Annotated in this window: 11 protein-coding genes, 1 tRNA gene and 1 pseudogene; 7 read left to right on the top strand and 6 right to left on the bottom strand. The window is 71.2% G+C overall.

The features are described 5' to 3' along the window. Window positions 1–7: 7 nt before the first annotated feature. Entirely contained in the window at window positions 8–1,204 is a 1,197-nt protein-coding gene (locus tag RF645_RS07220; protein WP_368818865.1) for a MarP family serine protease, read from the bottom strand. Window positions 1,205–1,395: 191 nt separating this feature from the next. Here RF645_RS07220 and RF645_RS07215 point away from each other — a divergent pair, with 191 nt between their 5' ends. Further along, window positions 1,396–2,073 (top strand): Crp/Fnr family transcriptional regulator, encoded by a 678-nt coding sequence (locus RF645_RS07215; RefSeq protein WP_006213795.1) that lies wholly within the window; start codon window positions 1,396–1,398, stop codon window positions 2,071–2,073. A 176-nt stretch (window positions 2,074–2,249) separates the two neighbouring features. Here RF645_RS07215 and RF645_RS07210 read toward each other — a convergent pair whose 3' ends face one another. From RF645_RS07210 to RF645_RS07200, 3 genes are read right to left on the bottom strand one after another with little or no spacing between them, the layout of a single operon-like run. Continuing rightward, a complete protein-coding gene (locus RF645_RS07210; RefSeq protein WP_368818864.1) occupies window positions 2,250–3,308 on the bottom strand; it encodes a hypothetical protein in 1,059 nt (352 codons plus the stop codon). Next, a complete protein-coding gene (locus RF645_RS07205) occupies window positions 3,292–3,780 on the bottom strand; it encodes a RidA family protein (RefSeq protein WP_368818863.1) in 489 nt (162 codons plus the stop codon). The genes RF645_RS07210 and RF645_RS07205 overlap by 17 nt, the downstream gene beginning before the upstream one ends. A gap of 2 nt (window positions 3,781–3,782) precedes the next feature. Then, a complete protein-coding gene (locus RF645_RS07200; RefSeq protein ID WP_006213800.1) occupies window positions 3,783–3,980 on the bottom strand; it encodes a hypothetical protein in 198 nt (65 codons plus the stop codon). A gap of 86 nt (window positions 3,981–4,066) precedes the next feature. On the opposite strand from RF645_RS07200, the gene RF645_RS07195 reads away from it, so the two are divergent. After that, window positions 4,067–6,370: a transglycosylase domain-containing protein gene (locus RF645_RS07195; protein WP_368818862.1), complete on the top strand. Its 2,304-nt coding sequence runs from the start codon at window positions 4,067–4,069 to the stop codon at window positions 6,368–6,370. A 4-nt stretch (window positions 6,371–6,374) separates the two neighbouring features. Further along, complete coding sequence (locus tag RF645_RS07190; protein ID WP_235586809.1) at window positions 6,375–7,334, top strand: metallophosphoesterase; 960 nt, start codon at window positions 6,375–6,377, stop codon at window positions 7,332–7,334. A gap of 104 nt (window positions 7,335–7,438) precedes the next feature. Here the strand turns inward: RF645_RS07190 and RF645_RS07185 are convergent, their stop codons facing one another. Then, window positions 7,439–9,403 (bottom strand): bifunctional sugar phosphate isomerase/epimerase/4-hydroxyphenylpyruvate dioxygenase family protein, encoded by a 1,965-nt coding sequence (locus tag RF645_RS07185; RefSeq protein ID WP_058871877.1) that lies wholly within the window; start codon window positions 9,401–9,403, stop codon window positions 7,439–7,441. Further along, window positions 9,400–10,827, bottom strand: a pseudogene (locus tag RF645_RS07180) (MFS transporter). Before RF645_RS07180 ends, RF645_RS07185 begins: the two are co-directional and overlap by 4 nt. A gap of 177 nt (window positions 10,828–11,004) precedes the next feature. Here RF645_RS07180 and RF645_RS07175 point away from each other — a divergent pair. The 4 genes from RF645_RS07175 (at window position 11,005) to RF645_RS07160 (ending at window position 13,323) form a co-directional block, all read left to right on the top strand. Further along, window positions 11,005–11,769, top strand: a complete 765-nt coding sequence (locus RF645_RS07175; protein WP_058871907.1) for an IclR family transcriptional regulator — start codon at window positions 11,005–11,007, stop codon at window positions 11,767–11,769. A 76-nt stretch (window positions 11,770–11,845) separates the two neighbouring features. Next, complete coding sequence (gene aroQ / locus RF645_RS07170; RefSeq protein ID WP_058871878.1) at window positions 11,846–12,301, top strand: type II 3-dehydroquinate dehydratase; 456 nt, start codon at window positions 11,846–11,848, stop codon at window positions 12,299–12,301. Continuing rightward, on the top strand, window positions 12,298–13,158 hold the full coding sequence (locus RF645_RS07165) for a shikimate dehydrogenase (RefSeq protein WP_058871879.1): 861 nt from the start codon (window positions 12,298–12,300) through the stop codon (window positions 13,156–13,158). The genes aroQ and RF645_RS07165 overlap by 4 nt, the downstream gene beginning before the upstream one ends. A gap of 88 nt (window positions 13,159–13,246) precedes the next feature. Then, window positions 13,247–13,323 (top strand) — tRNA-Pro (locus RF645_RS07160). Window positions 13,324–13,396: the final 73 nt, after the last annotated feature.

Raw genomic sequence — 13,396 nt, 5'->3', positions numbered from 1 at the left:
GGCGATCTCAGCCGGCCGCGGCGGGCTCGCAGTCCTGCGTGGAGACGGCCTGCTCGGCCCCGTCCGCCGCGGACAGCGCGGCGTCGAGCTGCTCGGTGCTCACCGCGAAGCCGGCGGGTCCGGACGACGAGCGGGCGAACACCACGCCGATCACCGCCCCGTCCTCATCCACCAGGGGCCCGCCCGAATTGCCCTGCTGGACGTCGCCGGCGAACTGCAGGACCTCGACGGGTGCGGCGGAGACCCCGTCGTCGATCGAGCTCATGGAGGTCAGCGCCGTGCCCTGGACCTCGGCCGGGCCGATCGTCAGCGGCCCGCCGCCGGGGTGGCCGATGAAGGCCCCCAGGGTGCCCTGCGCCGGGGCGCCGCCGATCGGCAGCGCCGGGACCGCGAGGCTCGCGACGTCCAGCACGGCCAGATCCTCCTCGGGACGGAAGAGGACCACCCGGGCCTCGTGCCGCCGCCCCTGGGCGTCGTGGACGAACACGGTGTCGGTGCCCGCCACCACGTGGGCGTTGGTGACCACCTGGCCCTCGGCGGCAGCGAAGCCCGAACCGCTCTGGCGCGTCGAGCACTGCGGGGCGAAGCCGACCACCTGGACGACCGAATCGGCCGCCGCGAGGATCTCCGGGTCCTCGACCTCTCCCTCCGGCGGGGAGGCCGGGGCGAAGAGCAGCGTGTCGAGCTCACGCGCGGCGGCGCTTCCGGCCACTCTGTGCTGGGTCTGCTCGAGCAGACTCGTGAGGCTCCGGGGCACGGAGCCGTCGATCGCGCGCATCATGGGCGAGCGCTCGGCGTGGGCGCCCAGGGCCGGGGCCGGCCCGCTGGCCAGGGTGGAGACTGCCGCGAGCACGACGAGCGCTGCCGCCGCCGTGCTGAGCAGCGCGCCGCCGAGGGCGTCGAGCACCGCCGCGGCCCGCGAGTCCCGCTGGGACGGCATCCCGGCGATCCGCCCGAGCAGGGCCTCGCCGAGAGCGTGCCCTCCGAGCATCCCGAGCACGACCAGCCCGCCCAGCACCAGCAGCCGCACCGAGGTCCCTCCGGTCTCCAGCGGGATCAGGGGGATCAGCCACAGGGCCAGGGCACCTCCGAGCAGCAGCCCGACGATGCCGCCGAGTGTGCGCCCGATCCCGCGCACCAGGCCGTGGAGCATCCCCAGCACGAGGAGAAGCACGATGATCAGGTCCATCAGGCTCCAGGTCATCGCCGCCTCCTCCGCGCTCGTGCCGACCCGTCGACGGGGCGGCTCGCCCCGGCGCATAGACGCGCTGAGGCGGTCTGATCATGTCCGGCCCGTTGGGAATCGGAGTATCTCGCATTACAGTGGGGACAGGAGTGTCGAATGCGTCACAGCAAGTCGGCACCGAGATCAGCTACCACCTTTCGAGGAGCACCATGGATACCGAGGTCCTGCGCCGGGCCCCCCTCTTCGCGTCTCTTGACGACGAGGCCTTCGCCGCGCTCACCGACGAGATCACCGAGGTCGATCTCCCGCGCGGGGCCACCCTGTTCCACGAGGGCGATCAGGGCGATCGCCTGTACTTCATCATCTCCGGCAAGGTGAAGCTGGGCCGCACGGCCAGCGACGGCCGCGAGAACCTGGTCGCGGTCATGGGCCCCGGCGAGGTCTTCGGCGAGATGGCCCTGTTCGACCCCTCCCCCCGCTCGACCGCCGCCACCGCGGTCTCCGAGACCCAGCTGGCCGGGCTCAACCACGAGAACCTCATGAAGGTCCTCGAGCGCAACCCCGCGGTCTCGCAGCAGCTGCTGCAGGCCCTGGCCCGTCGCCTGCGCCGCACGAACGAGAACCTGGCCGACCTGGTCTTCTCCGACGTCCCCGGCCGAGTGGCCAAGGCCCTGCTGGACCTCGCCGAGCGCTTCGGCCGCCAGACCCCCGACGGCGTGCTCGTGGCCCACGAGCTGACCCAGGAGGAGCTGGCCCAGCTGGTCGGCGCCTCGCGCGAGACCGTGAACAAGGCCCTGGCCGAGTTCGTCCAGCGCGGCTGGATCCGCCTGGAGGCCCGCGCCGTCGTCATCCTGGACACGCCGCGCCTGCAGCAGCGCTCCCGCTGACGCACCGCCGGCTCTGCCCCGGACCGCATCGGCGAGCAGACCGGCAGGAGCGATGAAGAGGAGGCCGCGACCCACCGGGTCGCGGCCTCCACTCATCTGCGCGGAAGGGCCCGCCGTGGGATCCGTGATCGCGGCGCTGAGGCGCAGCTGAGCAGCGAGCAGGCGGCTTCCACGGGTCAGCGGCTGCGGCGCACTCCGCTGCGGCGGTCGACGGCGAAGCACAGCCTGCCGTCTTCGTCGCGGTCGAGCCGGGCCATGCGGGGAGCCAGGTGGGGCCGGTGGGCAGCGGCGGCGATCGCGCAGCCGGCTCCGGCCAGGTCCTCGAGCAGCAGCAGGGTGAACGGGGTCAGCAGCCGGTGCAGGTCGGCATGCGGCTCGGCCCCCGCCAGCGCCTCCCGGGCCGTGAGCCCCGGATCGCCGGAGCGCGCGGCCTCCGCGAACCCGGTGTCGGTCTCCCGGGCCCGCAGGATCTGCTCCGGGGAGACCCAGGCGCCGGGACGATCGCGGGAGCGCAGCGGCGAGGGCTCCTGCCGCTCCGGCAGGATCACCAGGAAGCAGCGCAGGTCGAAGCGGCGGTGCACGAACTCGGCGGTCACCCACCGGGCCATGGGCCGCAGCAGCTCGGTGCGCAGCACCAGCCGGCGCTCGTGGAGCAGCTCGGCCATGCTGGACTCCCCGGCAGCGACGTCCTCCCGCACGGACATCCAGTCGTGCCCGCCGGTCATGGTGATCGTGGAATCGCTGCGTCGACCCGCCAGCAGCACGCCGGTGCTCACGAACAGGGTGCGTGCGGCGGCCATCACGGCGCGGCGGGCATCGCCGACGTCCTCCTGCAGCAGGCCGGCCCACTGCTTGCTCGTGGGCCCGGACCAGGGCACGGGGTCGTCGTCGGCGCCGGTCACCCTCCCGCCGGGAAAGGCCACCGATCCGAACGGCGAGCGCAGCTCGTGGGCGCAGAGGTAGGTCTGCACGCCCTGGGGGCTGTCGCGCAGCAGCACGGTGCAGGCCGCGTCCAGCGGCGTGACCGGAGCAGTGTCCTGCTCTGGATCCAGCCAGAGCTCGGCCGCCGCCCGGTACTCCGGCAGCAGCGGGAAGCGGCGCACCGGGGCGATCGAGTCCGGGCGCCGCTGCTCGAGCCCCGGCGGGTACGACGAGGGCCGCCCGGCCGGCTCCTCCTGAGGAGCGCGGCCGGACGGCCCGGTGGGAGCCTCGAGGGGCTCAGGCGAATTCGACAACGAGCTCGAGCTCGACCGGGGAGTCCTTGGGCAGGACCGCCACGCCGACGGCCGAGCGGGCGTGCACTCCGGCCTGGCCGAGCAGCTCGCCCAGCAGATCCGAGGCTCCGTTGATCACGCCGGGCTGCTCGGTGAAGGACGGGTCGGAGGACACGAAGCCCACGAGCTTCACCACGCGGTTGATGCGATCGAGGTCGCCGATCTGGCCCTTGATCGCCGCAAGCGCGTTGAGCACGCAGGTGGCGGCCAGCTGCTGGGCCAGCTCCGGGGCGACCAGGCCCCCGCCGAGCCCGACCTTGCCGGTGCTCGGCAGGGCGCCGTCGACGAACGGCAGCTGCCCGGAGGTCCAGACGTGGGTGCCGTCGATCAGGGCCGGGACGTAGGTGCCGGCCGGGGCGGGGACCTCGGGCAGGGCCAGGCCGAGTTCGGCCATGCGGGCCTCGACGCGTCCTGCGGATGCCGCTGCGGACATGATCAGGCCTCCTTGGGGCGCTTGAAGTAGGCGATCGGGTTGGTCTGCTGCGGAGCGTTCACGGCAGCGTCCGGCGTGGAGGCCTGCTGCTGGCCGGGCAGGATCGCCACCAGCTCCCAGCCCTCCGAGCCGAAGTTGTCGAGGATCTGCTTGGTCGCGTGGATCATGATGGGCGCGGTCATGTATTCCCAGGTGGTCATGACCCCGATCCTAGTGCCTGGGCCCGTGGCGCAGGCCTCATCGCGCGCCGCCCGCCGCTGCCAGGCTTCGCTTGTACCATGACCGAATGGCTTCATCTCCGAGCTCCCCCGGTGCCCCGCAGGGGACGTCTGCCGTCGGTCGCGTCATCGCCTTCCTCCTCGCCAGCATCCTGGCCGGAGGCGTCGTCGCGGCCCTCGTCCTGCCCTCGGCCGCTGCGGCGGGCCTCGCCGCCAACGGCTCGGTCGCGTGGATGAAGGACCTCCCCGAGGACCTCTCCAACGGCCCCATCTCCCGCTCCTCGACCGCGTACGCGCGTGACGGGGAGACCGAGCTGGCCACGTTCTACGCGGAGAACCGCACACCGGTCGAGCTCGACGACATCTCCCCGTACATGCAGGATGCGATCGTCTCGGTCGAGGACCGCGACTTCTACACGCACGGCGGCGTCTCGGTCACGGGCATCTTCCGCGCGATCGCGAACAACCTGACCAACTCCGAGGGCCGTCAGGGCGCCTCCACGCTGACCCAGCAGTACGTCAACAACCTCATCATCGACCGCGACGTCCGCGCCGGCGACGAGGCCTCCACGCTGGGCGCCAACAAGGGCTACGCGGACAAGATCCAGGAGATGAAGCTCGCGGTCTCCATGGAGAACGAGGTGCCCAAGGAGGAGATCCTCGAGGGCTACCTGAACATGGTGCTGTTCGGCCCGCGCAACTACGGCGTGGAGACCGCTGCCAACTACTACTGGGGCATCAGCGCCTCGGAGCTGAACCTCCAGCAGTCGGCCACCCTGGCGGGGCTCGTGCAGTCCCCGGAGTACTACAACCCCGCGACCAACCCGGAGCAGTCCATCGACCGCCGCAACACGGTGCTGTGGACCATGCTCGATGAGGGCAAGATCTCCCAGGAGCAGTACGACGCCGCCGTCGCGGCCCCGCTGGACCTGGATCTGCACCCGGAGAACCAGGGCTGCACCGCCTCCGAGGACGCCCCCTACTTCTGCACGTACGTGGAGAACGAGATCCTCACCTCGCCCGAGTTCGGCGAGACCCCGGACGACCGCCTGAACAACCTCCAGCGCGGCGGGCTGAAGATCGTGACCACCCTGGATCCGAAGGCCCAGTCCGTGGCCCAGGAGCAGGTCGAGGCCACGCAGCCGGCCGACGACAACCCGGACTCCGTGGGCTCCTCGATCGTGTCGGTCGAGCCGGACTCCGGGAACATCGTGGCCATGGCGCAGAACTCGAACTACTCCTCAGCGGAGGAAGAGGACCACCAGAACACGGTCTACAACTTCAACACGGACACCCTGCAGGCAGGCACCGGCGGCTACCAGGTGGGCTCGACCTTCAAGCCCATGGTGCTGCTGGCCTGGATCGATGCCGGCAAGTCGGTGGGCGAGCAGATCGACGCCTCCCGCACCAGCTATCCGGCGGACCACGCCTGGGAGGCCTCCTGCGTGGAGGGCGGGTCGATCTTCGAGCCCGGCAATGACGGAGAGGGCTTCTCGTTCCAGAACGCCACCGAGGGCTACGAGCGGAAGATGTCCGTGGAGTTCGGGCTCTACAACTCGATCAATACGGCGCTCTATGCCATGGCCGATGAGCTGGATCTGTGCCGCATCGGAGAGCTCACCGCCGACATGGGCCTGCACAACGGCCAGACCGGGCTGCCGATCGACACCACGAAGCTGTCGGCGCTGCTGGGCGGCTCCGCGGACAACGTCTCCCCGCTGACCATGGCCACCACCTACGCGACCTTCGCCAACGACGGCGTGCGCTGCGAGCCCCGGGCGCTGAACAGCGTCACCGGTGCCGACGGCACGGAATACGCGGTCCCGGAGAGCACCTGTCAGCGCCAGATCAGCGAGGACGAGGCGCGGACGGTGAACCACGTGCTCGAGCAGGTCCTCGTGCGCGGGTCCGGCTACGAGCTCGGCATCGGGCTGCCGGACGCCTCGGCGGCCAAGACCGGCACCACGGACAACTCCACGCAGACGTGGCTGCTGGGCTATACGCAGGGCCTGTCCACGGCCTCGTGGGTCGGCAGCTACGCCGAGGGCAGCCGTTCCCTCAACGACGTCTCGATCGGCGGCGAGACACCCGCCTCCGAGACCTCGGATCCCGACGACTGGGTCGACGGCGCCTCCTACGCCGGTGAGCAGTGGCAGAAGTACATGGAGGAGATCGCGCCGGACTACAGCACGGAGGAGTTCCCCTCGGCCCCGTCGGACCTGACCAGAGGCAGCGGCTCCGACTCGAACAGCGACTCCGACTCGAGCAGCGACTCCGGCTCGAGCAGCGGCGGCACGGCGACGGGCGACAGCGGAGGGACTGCCAGCGGGACCGCAGGCGGCGGCACCGCCACCACCGCCCCGGCTGCGTGATCCCTTGAGCGCTTCCTGGGTGAGGACCTTCGGCCGGACCGGTGCCGCTGTCGCGGCCTCCGGCCTGGCCGTCGGCGCATGGGCCGTGCTCGGCGAGCGCCGCCGCTTCCGCGTCCGCCACGAGACCCTGCCAGTGCTGGCACCCGGCTCGCGGGATCTGCGCCTGCTGCACATCTCGGACCTGCACACGGTTCCGGGCCAGGAGGCCAAGAAGCGCTTCGTGCACGGTCTGGCCGAGCTCGAGCCGGATCTCGTGATCGACACCGGCGACAACCTCTCGCACATGCAGGCGCTGCCGTACCTGCTCGAGATCCTCGAGCCCCTGCTGCGCCTGCCCGGCCTCTTCGTCCCGGGCTCCAACTGCTACTTCGCCCCGGCCTTCAAGAATCCCGCGCGCTACCTCTGGAAGCGCACCTCGCAGGACGACGACCGCACCCAGCTGCAGCTGCTGCCCTGGCAGCAGATGCACCGGGCCTTCGAGGACGCTGGCTGGCTCGGGATGGTCAACCGCTCCCGCACGGTGCGCATCGGCGGGCAGCTGCTCGACGTCTCGGGCGTCGACGACCCCCACCTGCACTTCGACCGCCACCCGGGCTTCAGCCTGCCGGCCGGCGCCGCACATGCCTCCGGATCGGCTCGGACCGCAGACGCGGTTCCGGCCGAGGAGCCCGTGCTGCGCCTGGGCCTGGCCCATGCCCCCTACATCCGCACCCTCGAGCGCTTCGCCGACGACGGCGCGGACCTGATCCTGGCCGGGCACACCCACGGCGGGCAGGTCTGCCTGCCCGGCGGCCGGGCACTGGTCTCCAACTGCGATATCGAGCCCGAGCGCTGCAAGGGCATGACGGAGCAGAAGGGCGTGCCCGTGGGGATCTCGGCCGGACTCGGCGAATCTCGCTTCGCTCCGGTGAGGCTGTTCTGCCGCCCCGAGGCCGTCCTCATGACCCTGACGGCGCGCGCCTGAGCGAACGTCGTCCCGCAACGCCCGACGGCCCCGGGTCGCGATCCTTCGGGAATCGCGGCCCGGGGCCGTCGTCTCGGGGTGGCCGCCTCGAAAGGTGCCGTGCCTCAGCGCGGGATGCCGCGTGCTGCATCGCGCAGGCGCCGGTACTGGGCGGCCAGGCGCACGGGAGCATCCGCCGCTCCGTACCCGCGGTAGCCCCCGAGGCGCTCGAGCACCTCGAAGAAGACCCCGCCGAGGGTCCCGGTGTAGAAGTGCAGCAGCTCCCCGCTGTCGTCGCGGTCGTAGAGCAGCCCGAGCTCGCGCAGCTCGGCCACGCGGTCGTCGTCCAGCCCGAAGCGCGCCTGCAGGTCGGCGTAGTAGTTCGCCGGCACGGGGAGCCTGTCCAGCCCTCGCTGCGCGGCCCTGCGGGCCACGCCCTCGATGTCCCGGCAGGCGAAGGCCACGTGCTCGGGATACACGGCGCCCATGGAGGCGGACTGCTCGGCGTCCTCCGGAGCCACGTTCAGCGGCATCCGGATCGCGTCGTCGCTCGAGCGCATGACCTGGCTGCGCACGAGACCCGCCGGCCCCGGGACGTCCTGGGGATCCTGGGCCTGCAGGCCGAGCAGCGCGGTGAAGAACAGCACGGCCTCGTCGCGGTGCTGCCAGGGTTGGGCGGTGTTCACGTGGTCGATCCCCGTGATGCCCGGTCCCTGCTGCGCCGGGCCCTGCGAGGCCTCCAGCCCGAACTCGAGCGCCCAGCTCGGCACCTGCCCCTCCTCCTGCGGGCAGAAGAAGATCTCCGTGCCGTCGGGGGCGAACACGCCGCGCAGGTCCTGCTCATCCGATCGCCGGCTGCGCTCGACCCTGCGCGCCCCCAGGAGGTGAGCACGGGCGTCTGCGGCCTCGATGTCCGGGACCTCGAAGGCCAGCCCCGCCAGTCCCGCGCCCTGTCCGGTGGGGCCCAGGTCGGCGACGACCACGCGGGCCTCGCCCTGGGTCCACAGCTGCACGCCCTCCTTGCTGCGGTGATGGCCGCCCAGCGCGAAGCCGAGCTGATGCAGCACGCGAGAGGTCTCCCCCAGCCTGCCCGTGCGCAGCTCCACGAAACCCCAGTCCTCTGGCTGGACCGCCGGGGGAAGTGCGCGCAGCTCCAGGGGGCCCGCACCAGTCGGGCCCGACTCGTCACCGCGGCCCGCGCCGTCGGCGGTGCCGATGGCCTCCTCCCGGCCCTGGACGAGGACGTCGCCGGGATCGGCCTCCCCCAGCTCGACGAGGCGGGCCAAGGTGCGGTCCTCGAGCCAGCGCAGCGACCGCAGCCCGTCCACGGCGGTGCGCGCCACGTCGGCCTGGCGGAAGGAGTCGTTGAAGATCTCCAGGGACACCGGGCCGTCGTAGCCGCAGCGGTGCAGGTGCACCATGAAATCGACCAGGTCGAAGCCGCCCTGCCCCGGGAACACCCGATGGTGCCGCGACCAGGACAGCACGTCCATGCTCAGCAGCGGAGCGTCCGCGAGCTGGACGAACAGCACGGTCTGCGCATCCAGGTCCTCGATCGGCGCCGGATCCCAGCCGCGGGAGAGGATGTGGAAGCTGTCCAGACAGGTTCCCACGTTCGGGTGATCGGCCATCCGCACGATCCGAGCAGCATGCTCGAAGTCGTTGACGAACCGGCCCCACGCCAGGGCCTCGTAGGCCAGCCTGATGCCGTACTCCGCAGCCAGATCCCCCGCCCGGCGCAGCTGGTCCGCGCAGTGGCCGTCGTCGTCGACCGTGGCCGTGCCCACATTGGTGCACAGCAGCATGGTGTCGATGCCCAGCTCCTGGGCCACGCCCAGCTTGGCCTCCAGGCGCCGCAGGCCGTCCCGGAAGACGTCCTCCTCGACCCCGTCCAGATCCCGGAAGGGCTGGTAGAGATCGAGGCTCAGCCCCAGCTCGGCGGCGCGCCTCCTGATCTGGGCCGGCGTGTGCGGGGAGACGACGAGATCCTGCTCGAAGATCTCGATCCCGTCGAAGCCCGCATCCGCGGCGGCGCGCATCTTCTCGGCGAGCGTTCCGGACAGGCACACGGTGGCGATCGACGTCCTCATCGGCCGGCTGCCTCCTTCTGCGCCTTGCGCTCCTGCGCGGCCTCGATGGTCTTGAGATCGATGGCCTCGGTGCGGGTGGTGTGCAGGTCGTCCAGGCTGTCGAGCGTGCGGTGGCCCGTCTCGGTGGCGGTCAGCGCGGCACCTGCCGAGATGAGGCACATGAGGGTCACGAACATGGCCACGCCCATCCAGTTGTCGCCGGTCTCACCGGCCAGGTAGGCCGACAGCGCCGGAGCCACGCCGCCCGAGACCGCGAAGCCGATCTGGGTGCCCAGGGACAGGCCGGAGACGCGCACCGCGGTGGGGAACATCTCGGCGTAGAACGACGGCCACACGCCGTTGGCCAGCGAGTAGAAGCAGCCGGACATCAGGATGCCGAGCAGGAAGATCAGCGGCCAGCTGCCGCTGTGGACGGCACCGAGGTAGCCGTACATGCATGCCGCCGCGCCGATCGCCCCGGCGATGAACACCGGCTTGCGCCCGATCCGGTCCGCGAGCAGGGCCGCCAGCGGGATCGCCAGCAGCGCGACGGCGTTGACCACCACGGGCACCAGCAGCATCGTGGAGCGTTTCAGTCCCACCACGGAGGTCGCGAAGGAGACCGACCAGACCGTGAAGACCATGTTGACGGTGTTGACCATGGCAGCCAGGGCCACACGAGCCACGGCCGCCTTGTGGTAGCGGAACAGGATGCCCAGCGGGTTCGGCGCCTTGGTGGGGCCGCTCTCGAGCTGCTCGGAGACCTCGTGGAACTTGGGCGGCTCCTCCAGGGTGCGGCGGATGACCCAGGCGGTCACGACGACCAGGGCCTAGACGAAGAACGGGACGCGCCAGCCCCAGCTCATCAGCTGCTCCTCGGTGAGGATCAGCGTGAAGGGGATGAACACGGCGGTGGCCAGCAGCGTGCCGGCCTGGGTGCCCTGCAGCGTCCAGCTGGAGGTGAAGGCGCGGTGGTCGTCATCGGCGTGCTCGAGCGAGACCGAGATCGCGCTGGCCTGCTCGCCGGCGGCGGAGAGGCCCTGGATGACGCGGCACAGGGTCAGCAGGATCGGGGCCATCAGGCCGGCCTGCTCATAGGTCGGCAGCAGGCCGACGGCGAAGGTGGCCCCGCCCATCAGGAACAGGGTGAGCATCAGCACGAACTGACGACCCATGCGATCCCCCAGCGGGCCCATGATCAGGGCGCCCAGCGGACGGACCACGTAGGCGACGCCCACGGTGGCCATGGAGAACAGGATCGCAGCCCCCGGGCTGGTGTCCGCGGGGAAGAACAGGTGGTTGAGCACGAGTGCGGCGGCGGTGCCGTAGACGGCGAAGTCGTAGTACTCCAGGGCGGAGCCCACCCAGCTGGACAGCGCGGCCTTGCGCGGAGTCTTGCCGGAGGGCGAGGCGGCGGGCTGCTCAGCAGCCGAGGCAGTGGTCATGGCAGTTCCTCACGATGGCGGGCATGGGCGGCGAGCTGATCGACGCGCGCCGGGTCCTGCGGGACAGATGCCCCGCGCGGTTGATTTCCATATATTGGAAATGACTTCCGAATAGTGATAGATTCACTGTGATCCACACAACAGCGCCTGTCAAGCAGAACCCAGAGGGAGATGCGCGTGAGCACCCAGAGCACCGGCACGGTGGGCAAGGCCCTGGACATGCTGAGCCTGCTCGGCGAGCATCCGGACGGCGCGACCGCCCACGAGCTCGCCGACGCCTCGGGGCACCACTTCTCCACCGCCTACCGCCTGCTGCGCACCCTGGTGGCCACCGGCTTCGCGGAGCACTCCCCCCAGGACAAGCGCTACCGCCTGGGCCTGCCCGTGTTCCAGCTCGGGCAGAAGGTCGCTCACGCCCGGGGCTTCGACGCCTCGGCGGCACCGGTGCTGCAGGGACTGGTCGAGACCACCCGGGAGAGCTGCCTGCTGGCCGTGCTGCACGGGCAGCGCTTCCTCACCACAGCCAAGATCGACGGCCCGGAGTTCCGGGTCACCACGGACCCGGGCGATCAGGGCACCCTGCACTCCTCGGCGATCGGCCGCGCCCTGCTCGCCTTCGCCCCCGCCGCCGAGCGCGACCACCTGCTCGAGTCGATCCCCCTGCCGGCTCGGACCGAGAGCACCCTGACCGAGCGCGATCGACTGCGAGAGCTCGTGGCGCAGACGCGGCGGCAGGGCTTCGCTTCGCAGTCGGAGGAGCACGACGACGGCATGGCCGCCGTCGCCGTGCCGGTCCTGGACCCCGCCGGGGGACTGATCGCCGCCCTGTGCCTGGCCGCCCCCATCTTCCGCAGCACCCGGGAGGACCTGCAGGATCAGCTGCCGCTGCTGCGAGAGGCCGCCGATCAGCTCGCAGCCGTGCTGCCGCCGCGGCCCCGCTGAGCTCGCCCGACCTTCTACGCTCCCATCCCCGATCCCAGATCCCGGCCGCCGCGGCGGCCCCGAGAGGAGACGCACCATGACCCGTCCGCGCATCCTGGTCCTCAACGGCCCCAACCTGAACATGCTCGGCACGCGCGAGCCCGAGATCTACGGCAGCCAGACCCTGGCTGATATCGAGGCCCTGGTCGCTCAGCGCGCCCAGGAGCTGGGCGCGCTGAGCGACTTCCGCCAGTCCAACCACGAGGGCGAGCTGATCGACGCCCTCCAGCAGGCCCGCGGGAGCCATGTGGGCTGCGTGCTCAACGCCGCCGGGCTCACCCACACCTCGGTCAGCCTCCACGACGCCGTCAAGGCCTCCGAGCTGCCCACGATCGAGGTCCACCTCTCCAACCCGCACGCCCGCGAGGACTTCCGCCACGTGTCCTTCCTCTCGCCGATCGCCGATGCCGTGATCGCCGGCGCCGGGGCGCAGGGCTATCTCTACGCCGTGGACCTGCTGATGACCCGCTACGGACGGGGCGCAGACGCATGAGCGAGCGCTCGCTGCTGCTGGGGCTGATCGGCGACGACATCGCCCTGTCCCGCACTCCCCCCATGCACGAGGCCGAGGGCCTCGCCCAGGGTCGCCCCACCGTCTACCGGCGCCTGGACACGCTGCGCTCGGGGCTGAAGGGCCGACCGCTGGTGGAGATCCTGCACGCGGCCCGGGACCTGGGCTTCGACGGGCTGAACATCACTCACCCGCACAAGCGCGCCGTCGTCGAGCTGCTCGACGAGATCGACGACGACGTGCGCCGGCTGGGCGCCGCCAACACCGTCGTGATCCGAGACGACGGGGCGCTGATCGGGCACAACACCGACGTCTCCGGGTTCCGCAGCGGATTCCTGGAGGGCCTGCCGGATGCCGAGACCGGGACGGTCGTGCAGATCGGCACGGGCGGCGCGGGGACGTCGGTGGCCTCGGCCCTGGTCGGGATGGGCGTGCACCGCCTTCTGGTCAGCGACCTGGACCCCGTGCGGGCCCAGGAGCTCGTGGATTCGCTCAATCGTGGGGCCGGCCGCCAGGCGGCAGAGGCGCTGCCCCAGGATCAGCTCGAGCCCGCACTGCAGGCATGCGACGGCGTCGTCAACGCGACCCCCATGGGCATGCCCGCCCACCCCGGGACCTCCTTCGACACCGGCCTGCTCAGCCCGCGGCAGTGGGTCGCGGAGATCGTCTACATGCCGCTGCGCACGCAGCTGCTCGAGGAGGCCGCCCAGCGCGGCTGCCGCACCCTCGACGGCGGCCGCATGGCGGTCTTCCAGGCCGTCGACGCCTTCCGCCACTTCACCGGACTGGAGCCCGACGTCCAGCGGATGCGCGAGGCCTTCCTGCTCGCCAGCTCCTGAGCGGCACGGGCTGCGAGGAACGGATTTCCCATCCCCCCGCGGATGCCCTTACACTGGTCGGGTTGCGCGCGACGCGAGTCGGCGCAATCGGGATGTGGCGCAGCTTGGTAGCGCGCCTCGTTCGGGACGAGGAGGTCGCAGGTTCAAATCCTGTCATCCCGACCATGTGTCCTGAGTCGCGACATCGTTGACAGACGATGTCGCGGCTCAGGCTTTTTTCGTATGGGTTCGTTTTCTC

Origin of the sequence: Kocuria sp. CPCC 205260, assembly GCF_040981045.1 — a bacterium.
GTDB lineage: Bacteria > Actinomycetota > Actinomycetes > Actinomycetales > Micrococcaceae > Kocuria > Kocuria palustris.
This window is presented reverse-complemented; position numbering and strand designations above follow the sequence as displayed.

Bases quoted from the DNA above. Each gene is read 5' to 3' on its own strand.
- RF645_RS07205 (WP_368818863.1), bottom strand. From the start codon at position 3,780: ATGTCCGCAGCGGCATCCGCAGGACGCGTCGAGGCCCGCATGGCCGAA.
- aroQ (WP_058871878.1), top strand. From the start codon at position 11,846: ATGACCCGTCCGCGCATCCTGGTCCTCAACGGCCCCAACCTGAACATG.
- RF645_RS07200 (WP_006213800.1), bottom strand. From the start codon at position 3,980: ATGACCACCTGGGAATACATGACCGCGCCCATCATGATCCACGCGACC.
- RF645_RS07185 (WP_058871877.1), bottom strand. From the start codon at position 9,403: ATGAGGACGTCGATCGCCACCGTGTGCCTGTCCGGAACGCTCGCCGAG.
- RF645_RS07165 (WP_058871879.1), top strand. From the start codon at position 12,298: ATGAGCGAGCGCTCGCTGCTGCTGGGGCTGATCGGCGACGACATCGCC.
- RF645_RS07215 (WP_006213795.1), top strand. From the start codon at position 1,396: ATGGATACCGAGGTCCTGCGCCGGGCCCCCCTCTTCGCGTCTCTTGAC.
- RF645_RS07220 (WP_368818865.1), bottom strand. From the start codon at position 1,204: ATGACCTGGAGCCTGATGGACCTGATCATCGTGCTTCTCCTCGTGCTG.
- RF645_RS07195 (WP_368818862.1), top strand. From the start codon at position 4,067: ATGGCTTCATCTCCGAGCTCCCCCGGTGCCCCGCAGGGGACGTCTGCC.